Below are 14,809 nucleotides of genomic sequence, written 5' to 3'. Positions count from 1 at the left end.
TCTCTGCAGTCCCTCACGGGCTGTTCTGATAGATGAACATAGAGGCGTTCTAGTACATGCGCAAGCGTCCACGCTAGAATGAGTTCATGTTCTAGAACGCCACGCTCGACACGCCCCCCGGCTAGCGCGATTCTGTTCGTGTTCTAGTACGCTGGCGCCTACTAGGGCACAGACCACCGACTAAAGGACAGAACCAATGCCCCGAATCGAGAAGCCGGTGCCCGCGTTCATGCAGGTCACCGCCCATTTCCGACGCCAGATTCAAGACGGCGACCTCGCTGAAGGCGCCAAGCTGCCCACCGTCGCCGAAATCGAACGCGAGTGGGGGATCGCACGCGCCACAGCGGCCAAGGCCATTGCCCAGCTCCAGGTCGAGGGACTGATCTACACCAGCCCTCGCGGCTCGTTCGTGGCTGGCCTCGGCGCGAAGGCCACCTCCCCCAAGGACCGACTCGACCGCTACCGGCGCACGGGGAGCCTCGACGCCAACGGTGAGCACCACCGGGTCACCGCTGCCGAGCTCGTCATCGCTCCCCCGTACGTGGCAGAGCTGTTCGGCCTCGACCACGGCGCCCAGGTGATCCGCAGGGAGTTCGTGACGGTAGAGGAAAAGTCCATCCGAGCCCTCACTGTGACGTGGCACGACGGCGGCCTGGCGAACACTGTGCCTGAGCTCCTGTCCACCGCGTCCAGCAGCATCGGCACCCGGGTCGCCGGGCTGGAGCAGGCTCTCGGGCCGATCGCCCATGGCGAGGACTTCATGCACTCCCGCGGGAGTGACGCACGGGAGTCCAGCGCCCTAGGCCTGCCCACCGGGACCGGTGTCGGTGCCGTCACCTGGCTGTGGACCACCCAGCGCGAGGACGACACCGTGCTCGTTGAGTACGGGGAATCCTGCATCCCGCCCCGCCACACCCTGTCCTACTCGTACGCCGCCCCTGAGGAGACTCCTCGATGACCCCGCTCACCGCCGAGCTGGAGGCGCTTGTCCAGGAGTACCAGGCCGGCCTCTGGGTCCCCTCTCCTGCTGAGATCAGCGCCGCCTCGAACCTCTCCGAGCTCTCCGAACTGAGCACTCTCGGCATCAGGACCGCGATTGCCCCGGCTCGGGCAACTAGGAGTCGTCTCGTCATCGCATACGAGAAGGTAGCCTCCGTCCTTTCTCTCCCTGACATCCATGGAGCACCCGATGCACTCGACCACCTGGTCGCAACGGCCTCCAACGTCGCCTCCGAGATAGCAGGAGCCAAGATCCCGCACAGCGGGAAGTGATCACCGCTTGGGCCTCTCAGCGCCTGCCTAACGGCAGGATGGGTCCCAAAAAGCCGGAAGCCCGCCCCCTGGCAGGGGGGCGGGCCTCCGAAAGAACAGCCGAGCGACCACTCGGCCAACGAGCTACCAGATCAGTTGGGAGGTGCGCTCACCGTTGAGCGTACGAGAAATGACACCGTCACCGCTAGCTCACCCTCGGGTCAGCACGGGTGACCTTCGGCCATTCCTGCTCGCCAGTGCCCTCCGGTACGCCGGACAGGGGATGGCCGTCCACCCCCTGCTTGTCGGCTGCAAGGAGCCCAGGTGGTCGGCGTGGGAAGAGCGGGCCACCCTCGACCCGGAGCTGATCTCCCGGACCTGGGGTCGCGCTCCGTTCAACATCGGTGTGGCCTGTGGGCCCAGCTCGCTGGTGGCCATCGACCTCGACGTTCCCAAGGACGGTGTCACTCCGCCAGAGGAGCTGGTCACCGCCGGGGTGACGGACGGGCTGTCGATGCTCCGCCACTTGGCCACCACGGCCGGTGAGCCGATCACTCCCACGATGGCAGTACGCACCTGCAGCGGTGGCCTCCACCTGATCTACACCGCCCCGGCCGGGACCGCGGTGCGCAACTCCGCCGGCACCGTGGCCTGGTGCATCGACGTGCGGGCCGCCGGCGGGTACATCGTCGGGATCGGCTCGGTGGTCGAGGGCGCGGCCTACACCCTGGCCGGTTCCCTCACGACCCCGGCGGTCCTGCCGGACTGGATGCTGACCCTGGTCACGTCCACCGTTGAGCCACCCGAAGCGGGGGAGGCTCCCGGCCGGGCCGGGGCGGTCGCCCGGCTGCGGGACCTGACTCGGCTGGTCGGCACCACCCGCGAACAGCGGTGGGCGGCGGGCATCTTCGCCTCCGAGCTGGCGGAGCTGCAGGCGATGCGCCCGCAGACCGGCCGCACCCAGCGGCTGAACCTGGCCGCGTACCGTGCCGGGCAGCTGGTCGGCGCCGGGCTGCTCGACCTGGCGCTCGCCGAGCGCGAGCTGGTCGCCGTCGCCGAGGCTGCCCGGATCTGCAGCACGCAGAACCCGCGCGGCTACCTCGGCGAGATCCAGCGGACCGTCACCCGTGGCCTGCGGGCCGGGATCGGCCGCCCCCGCCACATGGACGACCGGGCCCGCCAGGCCAAGGCCGGCGGTGCGGCATGAGCACCGACGTGGAGATCCCCGTGCAGGCCCCGGCATCCACGGAGGTGCCGGCGGACGTCTTCGAGGCGTTCAAGCGGGAGCGGAAGAAGAAGACCGAGGCCGAGCAGTGGCTGGAGAACGCCTCCGAGGCCGAGGTCTTCGAGTTCCGGGCGTTCCAGCAGCGCAAGGCCGCCGAGGCCGAGCAGGCCCGGCGGGCCGCGGCGGAGTCCTCGCGCGGCGGTCGGCCGGAGAGCCAGGCGGACCAGCTGATCCGCATGGCCGTGGCCCGGTACGAGTTCGGCAACGCCCAGGCCGGCGAGGCGTTCGCCCTGCCGCGCCCGGGCTACGGGCCCCGGATCACCCGGCTGCTGCGCGGCGGGCGGATCAGCCTGCGCTCTGAGCTGGCCCGGATCTACTACGAGGCCAACGGCAAGGCGGCCAGCAACTCCGGCCTGGCCGACGCGATGACCACGATCGAGGGCATGGCCCAGGCCAGCGACCCGGTCGATCTGTACTTGCGGGTCGCCCCGCTCGGCAAGCGACCCGAGGACGGCTTCGCCATCGACCTCGGCCGCGCGGACGGCCAGGTCGTCATCGTCACCCGGCACGGCTGGCGGGTGGAGGCCGCCTCCGACAAGCACCCGCGCTTCCGCCGCTCCCAGCTCACCCAGCCGCTGCCGATCCCGACCCAAGGCGGCTCGCTGAACGAGCTGCGCGAGCTGCTGAACGTCACCGACCAGTCATGGCCGCTGCTGGTGTCCTGGCTGGTCACCGGCATGATCCCGAACATCCCGCACCCGATCGTGTTCTTGAGCGGCGAGCAGGGCACCGCGAAGAGCACCGCGACCAAGATGCTGGTCAAGCTGCTCGACCCGAGCGGCGCGCCGGCCCGCTCCGCGCCGAAGGAGCTGGACGACTGGTCGACCGCGGCGGTCGGCTCCTGGGTCGTCGGCCTGGACAACCTGAGCCGCATCCCGGAGTGGCTGTCCGACGCGATGTGCCGGGCCGCGACCGGCGACGCCCACCTCAAGCGCACCCTGTACTCGGACTCCGACGTCACCGTCCAGGAGTTCCGCCGGGTGCTGATCGTCAACGGCATCGACGTCGGCGCCCTGCGCGGCGACCTCGCCGACCGCATGATCCCGGTAGGCCTGCACCGGATCACCCAGCGCCGGACCGAGACCGCGCTGTGGGAGGCGTACGACGCCGCCCAGCCGCGCATCCTCGGCGCGCTGCTGAACCTGATCGTCAAGGTCCTCGGCGCGCTGCCGGAGATCCGCGAGCAGGCCGACCGCGGGGAGATCCCGCTGCCCCGCATGGCCGACTACGGCCTGATCATGGCCTCGCTCGACAAGGTCAGCGGCCAGCGCAGCAGCATCCTGCAGGACTACCTCAACGAGCGGATCGAGCTGGCCGAGGAGGTGGTGGAGTCCAACACGGTGGCCACCAAGCTCCTGCAGTTCATCAAGGCCGAGACGCCCGACCCGGTCACCGGCGTCCACGAGTGGGAGGGCCCGGCCGCCGAGCTGCTGGAGAAGCTGACCTCCTCCTTGCCCGGGATGATCCCCGAGGGCTGGCCGCGCACCGCCGGCGTGCTGTCCGGGAAGATCAACCGGGTCGCGTCCGACCTCGACAAGCTCGGCGTGGACGTCACCCGCGTCAGGACCGGCCCCGGCGGCCGTGTCATCAAGATCCGCTACGTCCCGCGCTCGCCCGGCCAGCAGCCGTCCGGCCACCGCCAGCCGCCGCTGGAGTAGCGCACAGCGCCTCCGCCGAACCCGCCCGTGCTCCGGCACCCGCGGGCCTTCGGCATGTCCGGGCCCGGTTCAGCTCTGCTGAAGCCAGGTCTCCCAGGCCGACTCCAGCGCGAGCATGGCCGGTGCGTCGTCGTCCAGGCCGGCGACCTCCTGCAGGTACTCGCGGTAGACGGTCCCCGTCCTTGGGCCACTCGGGATCGCGGGCCGCGTCCCGCGCCAGGTCCCCGATCGCGCCGTTGACCCGCCGAAACTGCTGCAACCACTGGGTGAAGCCGTTCACCGGGTCCTCCTCGACGCCGAACCGCCGCACTGACGGGCCGCCAGGGTATAGGCACCCGCCGACCATCACCCTGCGTGAGTGACGCACTAGTGACGCTCTCAGTGACGCACTCCCGAAAGTGCGTCACTAAGCCCTCCGAGAGCGTCACTAGTGACGCACTTTTCCGAGTGCGTCACTGAGTGCGTCACTACCTCCTACCTGCTGCGTGTCCGCTTTTTGGTGATTCTGAGTGACGCAGTGACGCACTTTGCCCCCTCCTCTCTGTTGAAGTGAGGAGAAGAGGAGAGAGAGGCAGAGGAGTAGGGGAAAAGTGCGTCACTGCGTCACTGCGTCACTCGACTCCGGCCCGGGTCTTCTACGGATCGTGACGATCACGGGTCACCCGGGGGACTGCCCCAGCCATCGCAAGCGACCCCCCGCTCCGGGTGGCTTGGTCGGAGGGCAGACGCCGCGCGGTCCCTCTACAGTGGCCCGGCACTTCCTGTCCCACGTTCGGCGATGCGGCGGGCTGGCCGGGCAGCTAGCTGGCATGCTGGCCAGCTGGCAGTAGCAGGCGATGGAGAGGGAGTCGACGTGACGGTGGTGTGCGCGATGTTCAGCGGGAAGGGGGGTGTGGGGAAGACCTCGACGGCGGCCGGGCTGATCGCGGTGGCCGCGAAGCGGGGGCTGGTGGTCGCGGGCGGTGACCTCGACCCGCGCTTCACCCTGACGAAGGAGTTGGGGGTGAAGGAGCTGGCGTTCTCGTTGAACGATCTGTTGTACGTCGACCCGGAGGCGGAGGAGCCGCCCGGCGACCCGGCGGAGCTCGTCGACCAGGTCCTCGTGCCCGCCGGTCTGCACTGGCCGGAGAACGTCCTGGTGCTGCCGGCCGAGCGGGCCCTCGGCCGCCGGGAGACCGACGCGGTGATGTTCGAGCCGCGCCTGGCCCGCGCGGTCGTCGGCCTGGAGCGCCTGGGCGTCGACCTCCTGGTCCTCGACCTCCCCCCGCGGCCCGGCGGAAAGCTCGCCGCCACCGGCCTGCTCGCCGCCCACAAGGTCTTCATCCCCGCGACGCTGACCGCCGATGGTCACGACGGCGCGGTTGACGCCCTGCAGACCATCAAGTTCCAGAACGCGCCCGGCGGCCCGAACCCCGGCCTGCAGATCGCCGGGGTGTACCGGTCGATCGTGCCCAGGGAGAGCGAGTACCGAGAGGTCCATAAGCACTGGGAGGAGCGGATCGTGGCCGACTTCGCCGACCACCTGCTGGAGACCCAGCTGCACAACCACGCGGTGCGCGAGGAGTGCCGTACGGCCTGCGCGCCGATCACGGCGGCCACCGGCCGGTACGCGCGCAAGCTGGAGACGGCGTACGAGGAACTGCTCGACCGAGGACTGGAGGCGGCGTGAGCAAGATGCTGAAGGACGCCATCGCGGCGGCGAACCAGCAGGGCGCCGGTGGGCTGCAGAAGGCCGGCGACGCGAACATCGACCCGGCGGCGCCGCCCAGCGCCTCGCCGGCCGGGAAGAAGGTGGCCCGGTCCTCCGTGCGGAGCAAGAAGGCGGGGGAGGAGAGGGTGCCGTTCGGCTCGTACCTCTCCCGGGACCTGCACCGCGCGTTCAAGGTCGCCTGTGTCGCTGAGGGCATCGAGATGAGAGACGGACTGGAGCAGGCCATCGCCGACTGGGTGGCGAAGCACAAGCCGGGCCTCTGACCAGGGGATCGCGGGGCTTGCTGGTGAGCCAGCTCGCCAGCAAGCCCCGCGTTCTCTCGACCGCGCTTCCCGGGTTATCTCGCGAGATTGGCCGGCCGCCGGCCCCTTCTCCGCGGTGAGGGAGGCGGGGGTTCAGCGGCTGGCGGCAGTGAGCTGGGTGAGCAGGTCGTGCACGCGGTCGGCGGCGTCGGTGAGCTGGTCGGCGTGGAAGCGGACCCGGGCGGCGATGGTGGTCCAGTGCAGGATGTCGTCCTGGGCGTTGGCGGCGTCCTTGGACCGGCCTTCGCGCTCGGCGAGCTTCAGCTCTTCCTGAGCCTGTTCGAGGCGCCGCTGGGCGAGGGCGACGTCGCGCCGGGCCTGGGCGGCGTCGGCCCGCAGCCGGGTGCGCTCGCGGCGGGCCCGCTCGGGGGCGGCGGCCAGGGCGTGGTCGACGGCGGCGCGCACGATGTCGCCGGTGGTCACGACCTGGGCGCGCAACTTGCCGCGCTCGGCGAGGTCGTCGAGGGACGGGCTGTGGAGGGAGGCCAGGGCCGCAGCCATCCCGGCGAGGACGGTGACCCCGCCGCCGTTCTCGCGGGCGGACTGGCGCAGGATGACCTCGGGCCCGTCACCCCACTTGTCGGCCCAGTCCTGGAGCTGCTTCTCGATCTCGGCGTTGTGCCAGTAGCAGCCGCGCTGCAGCTGCTCGCCGAGCGGAGCGGGCAGGCGGACGCCGAGCCGGCCGAGGAAGCGGGTCTCGCCGTCGTCGTGTGCGTTCTTGTACCTGCCGGGGTCGGTGCCCCACCGTCGGCCGGCGGCCAGCGCCCCCGGCGGGATCGGAGGCCAGTCGCGGTTCCACCCCCGGGCCGCCAGCTCGGCGCGGACCCCGGGCACCAGCAGCCAGTCCCGGCTTCCGGCGAGCAGGCCGGCCTCCCGCCGCTCGGCCAGCAGCTCGCGCGTCGCCCGCCGGGCCTGGGCGAGTTTCCCGCCCCTCAGTCCGAGGTGTTCCCTGCGCTGCTCGGCGAGCCAGGCATGCTCCTCACCGGCCGCCATCGTGGCCACCAGGTCGAGGAGCCGCAGCCGCTCCTTCGTCACCGCCACCGTGTACTGCACCGTCGGCATCCCCATGAGAGCAATGATGCGAGATAGGCCGCCGGGCGCGCACCCCTCGGCGTGCCGGTTGTCACCTGCACGGGTGGATGGGGTTCCGGCCGCTTGCTGGCGAGCTGGCGAGCTAGCAAGCGGCTTTGCGGCCAATCATGCTAGATAATCCGCCTCATAAAAGCGCAGGTCAGAGCATGTTCTGGGGTGGTTGCGTGGTTGCTTTTCGGGGTTTATGGTCGGGTCGCAAATGCGGATGTTCCATCTGATTTCGTCGCGGTGAGGCAGGCGTGATGGGTGAGCAGCAGGTGAAGCGGAAGTCGGGGTCGAAGCGGGCGGGGACGTTCGGCCCGGTGCAGTTCCCGGATCGGTTGGGGGTGTCGCTGTGGCAGTTCGAGCGGGCCCGGCGGGCGGGGCTGGTGCCGGAGCCGGACGCCGGGGGCGGTCGCTGGTCGGTGGCGGTGGTGGAGGAGGTGATGGGGCGCCGGGCGCAGATCGCGGCGCTGGGCGCGTTGCCGGACGTCGGCGCGGAGCGGGCGGCCGGCCTGCTCGGCGCCCGCTTCGGGATGGAGTTGGAGGCGGGCGTGCTGATCGAGCTGGCCCGCACCGATGTGATCCCGGTGGTCGGCGAGTACAAGGGCCACGCGCTGTACTGCGGCCGGGCGCTGGAGACCTTCGCCGACCGGGCCGTGCTGGAGCGGGCGGTGGAGTCCGGGCGGCTGTACACCCGTGTGCAGGCGGCCGGCTACCTGCGGGTGCGCGAGGCGGACTTCGCGCACCTGGTGCGCTCGGGCTGGGTCGAGCCGGTCACCTGGGTGCGCTCCGGCTGGCAGCGCCGGCGCGAGGTCCCGGCGGTGGCGCTGTTCCGCCAGGGCGATCTGGAGGTGCTGCTCGCCCACCCCGGCATCGACTGGGACGAGGTCCGCAGGACCCCGAAGGGCAGGCCCTCGCAGCTGGCCAGGCTGACCACCCGCACCGGCCGGGGAGGCGAGTAGGAGGCGGGTGGGTTCCCCCGGGGGAACCCACCAGGCGGGGTCAGATGGGTTCCCCCGGGGGAACCCGCTGGGTTCCGCTGGGGGAACCCCTTTCTTTACCTACATCCTTCCTGTTACCCCCTAACCCCCATCGCAGGAGGCAACGGGAAACGGGCGTACCGGCCCGCGGGGGCGCGCATCCTCCGGGCATGACAGTGACGACCACCCGCTACTTCGAAGCCCCCGACTACTACGTCCCGGCCGCCGGCGACCCGCGCGCGGTGTTCCTCGCCGGCGGCATCACCGGCTGCTGGGACTGGCAGGCTGTCCTCGCCGAGGAGCTGCTCGCCGAGGGCCTGGTGGTGCTCAACCCGCGCCGGGCCGATTTCCCGATCGGCGACCCGTCGGCGGCCCCGGCGCAGATCGCCTGGGAGCACCACCACCTCCACCTGCCCGCCGTGGTCACCGCGTTCTGGTTCGCGGCGGAGACCGTCCAGCCGATCGCGCTCCTGGAGCTCGGCGCCGCGCTCGACAACCCCGCCCGGCGGATCGCGCTCGGCGCCCACCCGCACTACCCCCGCCGCCTGGACGTCGTCGAGCAGGCCCGGCTCGCCCGGCCCGGCCTGCCGGTGGCGGCCTCGCTCGACGGCCTGGCCGCCGAGGTGATCCGCCTGGCGGACCTGCCGTAGCCGGACGCCTGCTTGTGTCCTCCCTCCCCGGCCGGGGAGGGAGGGTTTCTTTCACCAGGTCCTTTGAAAGGACGCCACGGCCACCGGAGCCCGGAAACCCGGACCCCGGTGGCGGCTCGTACGCGGGCCCGGGACCGGGCAGACTGCCCGGTACACCTCCGAGGGAAGGCGGCACCGCGATGTGGAACCCGGACACCGAGCTGCAGGAGCACGCCGAGGGGTACGCGGCCGCGCACGGCGGCAGGCACCCGTACACCGACGCCTGGCCGTGGGCGGAGGCGATCGTCGGCTGGTACCGGACGCGGCCGCGGCGGCTGACCTCCCGGCGGGAGGTGGTGCTGGACGAGGACGCCTGGGCGCTGGTCGTCGCGGGCGTGGCCGAGGCGCTGCGGCTGCGGATGCGCTGCTCGGAGCTGGGCGACATCCGCGTCGACCTGCTCACCACCGAGTTCGGGCTGTGGGCCCGGTACGGGGTCGACGTCCCCGCGCCGGGCGAGCCCGGCTGGCCGGCGCCGAGCGGCCCCTACGCGGACCGCTGGGACGCCCTGGCGGACGCGCTGACGGAGAACGGCGAGCGGGCCCGCGCCACGACCCGGGCGGTCACCGCGGTGCTGGGCGAGCTGGAGTTCCTCGCCCGCTCCCGCGACCACCTGCCCCGGCACGCCTCCACCGAGCTGACCGGGCGCCGCCTCGCCGAGCGGGGTTACGACGAGGTCACCCTCGCGGAGGTCTGCGGTGTGCTCGGCGCCGGGCCGATCCCGGTCCGGGACCCGGCCCACTACGCCGGGGCCGGCCTCGACCTGGTCGCGGCGGCCGGATAGCCCGGCGGCCAGCGGGTCCACCGGACGCCGACACGACGGCGCCCGGTGGCTGTGCCAGGAACTCCTGACACCCCACCCTGTCGTCAGTGATTCCTGACACGCACGAGCGAGTGTCAGGATCGTTGACGACTCCGGGTAGTGTCAGGGGTTCTTGACGCCGCGGGGCGTCTGTCAGGAGGTGTTGGCATGGAGCGGGACATGGCGGCGGACGTGCTGGAGGAGCACGTCGGCGAGCTGCTGGCGCTGGCGGGCAGCGGCGCGGAGCTGGACGGCCCGTGGGACCGGCACGACGGCCGGGACGGCCGGGCCCGGGCGGTCGCCGGCCGGGCGAGCTGCTCGTGCGGCTGGCGCGGGCGGGAGATGGTCGCGCTCGACTTCACCAGCCAGGCCGTGACGGACGGACCCGGCTCGGACTGGTACACGACGTGGGAGCAGCACCTCGCCCACGTCGCCGGCGACCAGGTCCCCGAGGACATCCTGCGGCTGATCACGCAGCTGCGGCGCCGCCTGCAGGAGCTCGCCGACGAGCGGCCCCTCGCGGGTGTCCGAGCCGCCGACCAGGTCGAGCGGATGGGCCGGGCGAAGATGTTCGACGCGGTCAAGGCCGCACGGGCCGGGCAGGCGAGCTGGAAGGACATCGGCGACGCCGCCCGGGTCACCCGGCAGACCGCCCATCAGCGGTTCGCCGCGGCGATGCCCCGGACCTGACGACGGCGACGGCGGTGTGGCTCGCGGGCCGCCCCCCGCTTCGGGTGGCTCCCCGCGCGGCAGGACGGAGCGCCGCCACCGGGCCGAGCCCGTCCAGGCGCGCCGCGCCGCAGGACCGGCGCCGCAGGCCCGCCCATCCCGATCGGCCCCGCCCCACCACACCAAGCAGGGCCAGAACAGGGATGTCGGAATTTCCGGCGGGGCCGGAACCGGCCCCTACCTGCACCGATGCCCGACCGAGGGAGGCGGTGGGGGAGCGGCGTCAGGAGTTGAGTCAGGAGCCACGTCGGGAGCTACGTCAGGTGCTCTCGCCCCGCGTTGGCCAGATGGCCGTGCTAGGGGCCAGGGAACGGGGAGGGGCAGGCACGGGCCGGAGCCGCCTTGCAGGCCCGTCAACGCGGCCTCCAGGCCCGTGGCGGCCCTGTTCAGGGGCTCGCTGACAAGCTGGCTAGTTGAAAGCCGGTGAGCACGGGCCCCACCAGCGTTGGAGGCGGCCTGCCGGAAGGATCCACCAACGTTGGTGAGGGGAGGGCGCTAGGGCCACCAACGTTGGTGGGGCCCGTGCTCACCGAGCCGCCGAACAGGCTCGCCAGTCGCGGGAGTGCGCTGACTTGCGGGACACCGGCCTGAGTCAGTCGCGCGGACCGCTCCACAACGGCCGACGTGCGCCTGGGGCGGGTGGCTCGGCGACGGGCTGGTCCTCGCTGTCGACAGCCGGGAGCGGCCCGGCGGGCAGCAGCGGCCAGGCCGGGCGGGCGGCTGCGGGGGCTAGGGGGACGGCGGCGGAGGGCCCGGTCGGCAGTCCGAGCGGGCGGCGGGCTGGAGGCGTCATCCGACCATGATCCCGGGTCTTAGGCGCTCTGGTTGCCGTCACGGCAAGGCGTCACCGCGTGACGCCTCTTGAACGCGACGGCGCCAGGCCCGGGTCCGGCACCGGGGTGAGCAGACCTTCGCGTCGGACCGTTTCCGGCGCGGCCAGGGGGTGTCCGGGCCGTACCAGGTGCTGCCGCACTCCGGGCAGCGCGACTGCGGCCAGGGGTGGGGCCGGCCTTCGAGCAGCGCCCGGTAGGCCTCGCCGCCGGCGTCGATCGCGGCTGTTCTGGCCCTCGCCACTCGCCAGACGCGGGTGCGGCACGCCGCCGAGCAGTACCGGCGGGTCGGGCGGCTGCCCGGGGGCAGTTCCGTCCCGCAGCCGCCGCACCGCCGCTTCGGAGTCCTGGCCACAATCCCAGCATCCCGCCCGCCCGCCCGGGAGGGAGGTTCTTTCACCCGGTTCTTTAAAGAAGGGCGCCACGCACACCGGGTGCCGGTACACCGGCACCCGGTGTGACTTGGGGGCCAGTTGGCTAGCTGGCTTGCTGACTAGTTGTTTGGCTGCCGGTCGGTGGGAGGGTCGCCGAGGCCGCTCCAGATGCCGTGCTCAATGGGTCCGGCCTTGCTCAGCAGACCGAGAGCGGCGGCCGTGCGGCGGCGCTCGCGGCGGGCCTCGAAGGCGCGTGTCTTGCAGCCGTTGGCGCAGTATTGCGGGCTCGGCCCCCGCTTGCCGGTGCGGGGGACAGGCTTGCCGCACCAGATGCAGGGCGGGCCGGAGCCTTCGGCGGCAGGGGCGGGGGCGTTGCGCCGCAGCAGGCCGTGCAGGGCGGCCAGGTTCTTCTGGACGGACGTTGCGCAGGCCGGCGGCAGCGGGTGGTCGAGCGCCGCCGCCAGGACGTCGTGGGTACAGCGGGCGAGTGCGGCGACCGCCGCCTCGATCCGGTCGGCTGGGTGGTCGGGCATGCCCGGTGAACGATCCCGGGACGGCCGGGTCACTCGGACGAAGGCAACGAAAAGAAGGGAAGGATAATGACCGTTATCCTTCCCTTTTGCCGATAGGCTCCGGGCATGACGACGAAGCGGCCCAGCGCCGCAGAATCCGCCCGCGACGCCGAGAACGCGCGCGAGGCCACCACCGACTACTTCCAGCACGAGCTGGACCAGGCCCGCGCTGCCGTGCGCGTGGCGATGGCGGCGGTCGAGACCGCCGAGGCCCGCCGCCGCCAGGTCGAGGACGGTGACCGGCTGTCGGAGAACGAGGCGCTCATCGTCTTCGGCACCGTCCAGGACCAGGCCGTGAAGGTCGGCAGCGCCGCCATCGACGGCAAGGCCACCCGCGAGGAGTACGAGACCGCCACCGAGCGCGCCGAGTCCGTGCGGCGCGGCCTGGTCGCCGACGGCTACGACATCCCCGACTACTCCCACCGGACGGGGGCCCGCCGATGACGACGACCTCCCCGACGGCCGACGCCGTGGTCGCAGAGAAGGACGGGGCGGAGGAGGACCTGTGGACCGCCAGGCAGGCGGCCCACCGGTACCTGGAGGCCCGCCAGGCCGAGGCCGAAACCGAGCTGGCCCGGGCCCAGGCCCGCCTGGCGGTGGCACGCCGGCGGGTCGGTGAGTACCGGCGCGGCGGCCCGCTCACCGACACCGAGGCGCGCCTGGTGGTCTTCGACGCGCTGGAGGAGGCGGTGCGTACCGGCCGTCAGGACGCCGTCGACCCGACCGGGGACAGCGCCGCTGCGTACGAGGCCGCCCAGGAGCGTGCCCGGGCCATCGTGCGGGGCCTGCGGGCCGCTGGCCACCGCGTCGACACCACGGACCCGACCCGGAAGGACGCCCCGTGACCGAGATCGACTTCGCGGTCGCCCGCGACTATTCCGAGCCAGGGTTGTTCACCTGGGCGATGTCCGCCTCGATCGTCGACAGGCTGCTCGGCGATTGGGAGTCCGATGGCCTGCTCACCCAGCGGGTCGAGGTCTCCGACCCGGTGATCGTCGAGGCGGCACGGGCCCTGCTCGCGCAGGCCGAGCGGGACCGCGGCGGCCCCACCTACGTCCGGATCGGTCATGACGTACAGGGCAGATTGATCTGGGACCTGCCCGGTGTGCCGTGCCCGCCCGACGACTGCGGACCTGGAAGGAACACCCGGTGACCGAGCGATCCGAGACGTACCACCACACCGCCGACGCCTGGACCGTCGGGCGGCTGCGTGAGGCCCTGGCCGGGCTGCCCGACGACATGCCGATCTCCCTGGCGGTGCCGGACGACGGCCGCCCCGCCCCGCTCGGCGACACCTTCGACGACGAGTGGGTGATCACCGACACCGAGTTCCTCGTCAAGCAGTGGGGCGGCGAGCGCGGAGACGAGATCGACCGGCACCTCACCCTGGTCGTGGACCGGCCCACCGGGGCGTGGGAGCTGCGCGAGGGCGAGCGGATGCCGGGGAAGCGGTGAGCGGCCCGGCGCTGCGGACGGCGGGCACCGTGGTGCCCGCCGTCCCGCTCGACCCCCGCGACGACTGGCCCGAGGAGGCGCGGCTGCTGCGCGAGGACCTGGAGGCCGAGTGGGGCGAGGACGACCCGCTGCCCGACCTCGCCGGCGCCTGGATCGCCCACTACCGCTCGCCGAACACCCGCCGTACCTACGCCCGGCACTTCCGGGTGTGGAGCCGGTACTGCCACCGGCGCGGCCGCCATCCGCTGGCTGTCGAGGCCGCGCTCGCGGACGCCTTCGCCCGGCACCTGGAGACCGCGCCGACCCTGGTCCGGGTCCGCGGCGGCGCCTACGGGCAGATGACGCCGACCGGCGCGCCGTACTCGGAGGCGGCCCGCGCGAACGTGTTCTCCGCGAACGGCTCCTTCTACCGGTACGCGGTGAAGACGAAGGCGCTGAAGGCCGGCGACCCGTTCGCCGACGTCCTGCGCCCGGCGATCGACCCGGACTACTCCGCCACCGAGGGCCTCACCCCCGAGCAGAACCTGCTCCTTCTCCAGGCCGCCCGCGCGAGGTCGGAGCGCGCCTACGCGCTCGTGCTGTGCCTGTACGTGCTGTTCCTGCGCGTCAACTCGTTGCTCGCCGCCGACGTCGAGCACCTCGGCTACGACCGTGGCCACCACGTGCTGAGGATCAAGGTCAAGGGCGGCAAGTGGAAGGCGAAGCCGGTGCCGCCGATGGTCTGGCACGCCCTGCAGGACTACCTCGACGGCCGGACCTCCGGCCCGCTGTTCGTCACCAGGAGCGGCGCCCGGCTGAGGGAGCCGGAGGTGTGGAAGCTGCTGCGGCGCCTGGCGAAGCGGGCCGGTCTGCCGCAGGCCGGCACGATCCACCCGCACGTGCTGCGGGGCGACGGCATCACCGACGCGCTGGAGGCCGGCGACAAGCTGGAGGACGTCCAGGACGCGGCCGACCACAAGGACCCGCGCACCACCCAGCGGTACAACCGCCGGCGCCACCGGCTGGAGCGGCACCCCGGACACGGCCTGGCGGCCCGGCTCGCCGACCACCTCGCCGACGCCGACGGCGACCTGGTCGACGCCGACGACCCGGGCGTGCT

18 protein-coding genes are annotated in these 14,809 nt (G+C 72.4%); 15 read left to right on the top strand and 3 right to left on the bottom strand.

Annotated features, from left to right (window positions below; all coding sequences use genetic code 11):
* Nucleotides 1-196 precede the first annotated feature (196 nt).
* From ABZW10_RS36435 to ABZW10_RS36410, 6 genes are all read left to right on the top strand, one after another.
* Complete coding sequence (locus tag ABZW10_RS36435; protein WP_355375244.1) at nt 197-958, top strand: GntR family transcriptional regulator; 762 nt, start codon at nt 197-199, stop codon at nt 956-958.
* Nucleotides 955-1,272, top strand: a complete 318-nt coding sequence (locus ABZW10_RS36430) for a hypothetical protein (protein WP_355375241.1) — start codon at nt 955-957, stop codon at nt 1,270-1,272. Before ABZW10_RS36435 ends, ABZW10_RS36430 begins: the two co-directional genes overlap by 4 nt.
* Before the next feature lie 169 nt (nt 1,273-1,441).
* The gene (locus ABZW10_RS36425) at nt 1,442-2,458 is read left to right on the top strand and encodes a bifunctional DNA primase/polymerase (RefSeq protein WP_355375238.1); all 1,017 of its coding nucleotides are present in this window, start codon (nt 1,442-1,444) and stop codon (nt 2,456-2,458) included.
* A complete protein-coding gene (locus ABZW10_RS36420; RefSeq protein ID WP_355375235.1) occupies nt 2,455-4,194 on the top strand; it encodes an ATP-binding protein in 1,740 nt (579 codons plus the stop codon). Before ABZW10_RS36425 ends, ABZW10_RS36420 begins: the two co-directional genes overlap by 4 nt.
* Nucleotides 4,195-4,972: 778 nt before the next feature.
* Nucleotides 4,973-5,863, top strand: a complete 891-nt coding sequence (locus ABZW10_RS36415) for a ParA family protein (protein ID WP_355375232.1) — start codon at nt 4,973-4,975, stop codon at nt 5,861-5,863.
* Nucleotides 5,860-6,168 carry a hypothetical protein gene (locus ABZW10_RS36410; RefSeq protein WP_355375228.1) on the top strand — a complete coding sequence of 103 codons (309 nt, stop codon included), beginning with the start codon at nt 5,860-5,862 and terminating at the stop codon, nt 6,166-6,168. The genes ABZW10_RS36415 and ABZW10_RS36410 overlap by 4 nt, the downstream gene beginning before the upstream one ends.
* Nucleotides 6,169-6,300: 132 nt before the next feature.
* Here the strand turns inward: ABZW10_RS36410 and ABZW10_RS36405 are convergent, their stop codons facing one another.
* Complete coding sequence (locus ABZW10_RS36405) at nt 6,301-7,275, bottom strand: hypothetical protein (protein ID WP_355375225.1); 975 nt, start codon at nt 7,273-7,275, stop codon at nt 6,301-6,303.
* 266 nt (nt 7,276-7,541) lie between these two features.
* Between ABZW10_RS36405 and ABZW10_RS36400 the strand changes: the two genes are divergently transcribed.
* The 4 genes from ABZW10_RS36400 (at nt 7,542) to ABZW10_RS36385 (ending at nt 10,440) form a co-directional block, all read left to right on the top strand.
* Complete coding sequence (locus ABZW10_RS36400) at nt 7,542-8,243, top strand: hypothetical protein (RefSeq protein WP_355375222.1); 702 nt, start codon at nt 7,542-7,544, stop codon at nt 8,241-8,243.
* A 188-nt stretch (nt 8,244-8,431) separates the two neighbouring features.
* On the top strand, nt 8,432-8,911 hold the full coding sequence (locus tag ABZW10_RS36395) for a nucleoside 2-deoxyribosyltransferase domain-containing protein (protein WP_355375219.1): 480 nt from the start codon (nt 8,432-8,434) through the stop codon (nt 8,909-8,911).
* A 179-nt stretch (nt 8,912-9,090) separates the two neighbouring features.
* The gene (locus tag ABZW10_RS36390) at nt 9,091-9,732 is read left to right on the top strand and encodes a hypothetical protein (RefSeq protein ID WP_355375216.1); all 642 of its coding nucleotides are present in this window, start codon (nt 9,091-9,093) and stop codon (nt 9,730-9,732) included.
* Nucleotides 9,733-9,918: 186 nt separating this feature from the next.
* Nucleotides 9,919-10,440 (top strand): hypothetical protein, encoded by a 522-nt coding sequence (locus ABZW10_RS36385; RefSeq protein ID WP_355375213.1) that lies wholly within the window; start codon nt 9,919-9,921, stop codon nt 10,438-10,440.
* Nucleotides 10,441-11,071: 631 nt separating this feature from the next.
* Here ABZW10_RS36385 and ABZW10_RS36380 read toward each other — a convergent pair.
* Together ABZW10_RS36380 and ABZW10_RS36375 are read right to left on the bottom strand one after the other, a co-directional pair.
* Nucleotides 11,072-11,272, bottom strand: coding sequence for a hypothetical protein (locus ABZW10_RS36380; RefSeq protein ID WP_355375210.1), 201 nt, complete (start codon nt 11,270-11,272; stop codon nt 11,072-11,074).
* A gap of 530 nt (nt 11,273-11,802) precedes the next feature.
* On the bottom strand, nt 11,803-12,216 hold the full coding sequence (locus tag ABZW10_RS36375; protein ID WP_355375207.1) for a hypothetical protein: 414 nt from the start codon (nt 12,214-12,216) through the stop codon (nt 11,803-11,805).
* Nucleotides 12,217-12,321: 105 nt separating this feature from the next.
* Here ABZW10_RS36375 and ABZW10_RS36370 point away from each other — a divergent pair, with 105 nt between their 5' ends.
* From ABZW10_RS36370 to ABZW10_RS36350, 5 genes are all read left to right on the top strand, one after another.
* Nucleotides 12,322-12,699, top strand: coding sequence for a hypothetical protein (locus ABZW10_RS36370; RefSeq protein ID WP_355375204.1), 378 nt, complete (start codon nt 12,322-12,324; stop codon nt 12,697-12,699).
* Nucleotides 12,696-13,100 (top strand): hypothetical protein, encoded by a 405-nt coding sequence (locus tag ABZW10_RS36365; protein WP_355375201.1) that lies wholly within the window; start codon nt 12,696-12,698, stop codon nt 13,098-13,100. Before ABZW10_RS36370 ends, ABZW10_RS36365 begins: the two co-directional genes overlap by 4 nt.
* A complete protein-coding gene (locus ABZW10_RS36360; RefSeq protein ID WP_355375198.1) occupies nt 13,097-13,408 on the top strand; it encodes a hypothetical protein in 312 nt (103 codons plus the stop codon). The genes ABZW10_RS36365 and ABZW10_RS36360 overlap by 4 nt, the downstream gene beginning before the upstream one ends.
* On the top strand, nt 13,405-13,710 hold the full coding sequence (locus ABZW10_RS36355) for a DUF6225 family protein (RefSeq protein WP_355375195.1): 306 nt from the start codon (nt 13,405-13,407) through the stop codon (nt 13,708-13,710). The genes ABZW10_RS36360 and ABZW10_RS36355 overlap by 4 nt, the downstream gene beginning before the upstream one ends.
* A partial coding sequence (locus ABZW10_RS36350; RefSeq protein ID WP_355375192.1) for a tyrosine-type recombinase/integrase occupies nt 13,707-14,809 on the top strand: 1,103 nt, incomplete at its 3' end. The genes ABZW10_RS36355 and ABZW10_RS36350, both read left to right, overlap by 4 nt.

The sequence above is a fragment of the Kitasatospora sp. NPDC004723 genome, assembly GCF_040609255.1.
Classification (GTDB): Bacteria; Actinomycetota; Actinomycetes; order Streptomycetales; family Streptomycetaceae; genus Kitasatospora.
The sequence above is the reverse complement of the archived record's forward strand: the minus strand, read 5'-3'. Positions and strand labels throughout refer to the sequence as shown.

What these genes read in the sequence shown, in the direction of transcription:
- ABZW10_RS36385 (WP_355375213.1), top strand. Translation starts at nt 9,919, where the DNA reads ATGGAGCGGGACATGGCGGCGGACGTGCTGGAGGAGCACGTCGGCGAG.
- ABZW10_RS36415 (WP_355375232.1), top strand. Translation starts at nt 4,973, where the DNA reads ATGCGGCGGGCTGGCCGGGCAGCTAGCTGGCATGCTGGCCAGCTGGCA.
- ABZW10_RS36420 (WP_355375235.1), top strand. Translation starts at nt 2,455, where the DNA reads ATGAGCACCGACGTGGAGATCCCCGTGCAGGCCCCGGCATCCACGGAG.
- ABZW10_RS36370 (WP_355375204.1), top strand. Translation starts at nt 12,322, where the DNA reads ATGACGACGAAGCGGCCCAGCGCCGCAGAATCCGCCCGCGACGCCGAG.
- ABZW10_RS36395 (WP_355375219.1), top strand. Translation starts at nt 8,432, where the DNA reads ATGACAGTGACGACCACCCGCTACTTCGAAGCCCCCGACTACTACGTC.
- ABZW10_RS36390 (WP_355375216.1), top strand. Translation starts at nt 9,091, where the DNA reads ATGTGGAACCCGGACACCGAGCTGCAGGAGCACGCCGAGGGGTACGCG.
- ABZW10_RS36380 (WP_355375210.1), bottom strand. Translation starts at nt 11,272, where the DNA reads ATGACGCCTCCAGCCCGCCGCCCGCTCGGACTGCCGACCGGGCCCTCC.
- ABZW10_RS36430 (WP_355375241.1), top strand. Translation starts at nt 955, where the DNA reads ATGACCCCGCTCACCGCCGAGCTGGAGGCGCTTGTCCAGGAGTACCAG.
- ABZW10_RS36375 (WP_355375207.1), bottom strand. Translation starts at nt 12,216, where the DNA reads ATGCCCGACCACCCAGCCGACCGGATCGAGGCGGCGGTCGCCGCACTC.
- ABZW10_RS36400 (WP_355375222.1), top strand. Translation starts at nt 7,542, where the DNA reads ATGGGTGAGCAGCAGGTGAAGCGGAAGTCGGGGTCGAAGCGGGCGGGG.
- ABZW10_RS36405 (WP_355375225.1), bottom strand. Translation starts at nt 7,275, where the DNA reads ATGGGGATGCCGACGGTGCAGTACACGGTGGCGGTGACGAAGGAGCGG.
- ABZW10_RS36435 (WP_355375244.1), top strand. Translation starts at nt 197, where the DNA reads ATGCCCCGAATCGAGAAGCCGGTGCCCGCGTTCATGCAGGTCACCGCC.
- ABZW10_RS36425 (WP_355375238.1), top strand. Translation starts at nt 1,442, where the DNA reads ATGACACCGTCACCGCTAGCTCACCCTCGGGTCAGCACGGGTGACCTT.
- ABZW10_RS36365 (WP_355375201.1), top strand. Translation starts at nt 12,696, where the DNA reads ATGACGACGACCTCCCCGACGGCCGACGCCGTGGTCGCAGAGAAGGAC.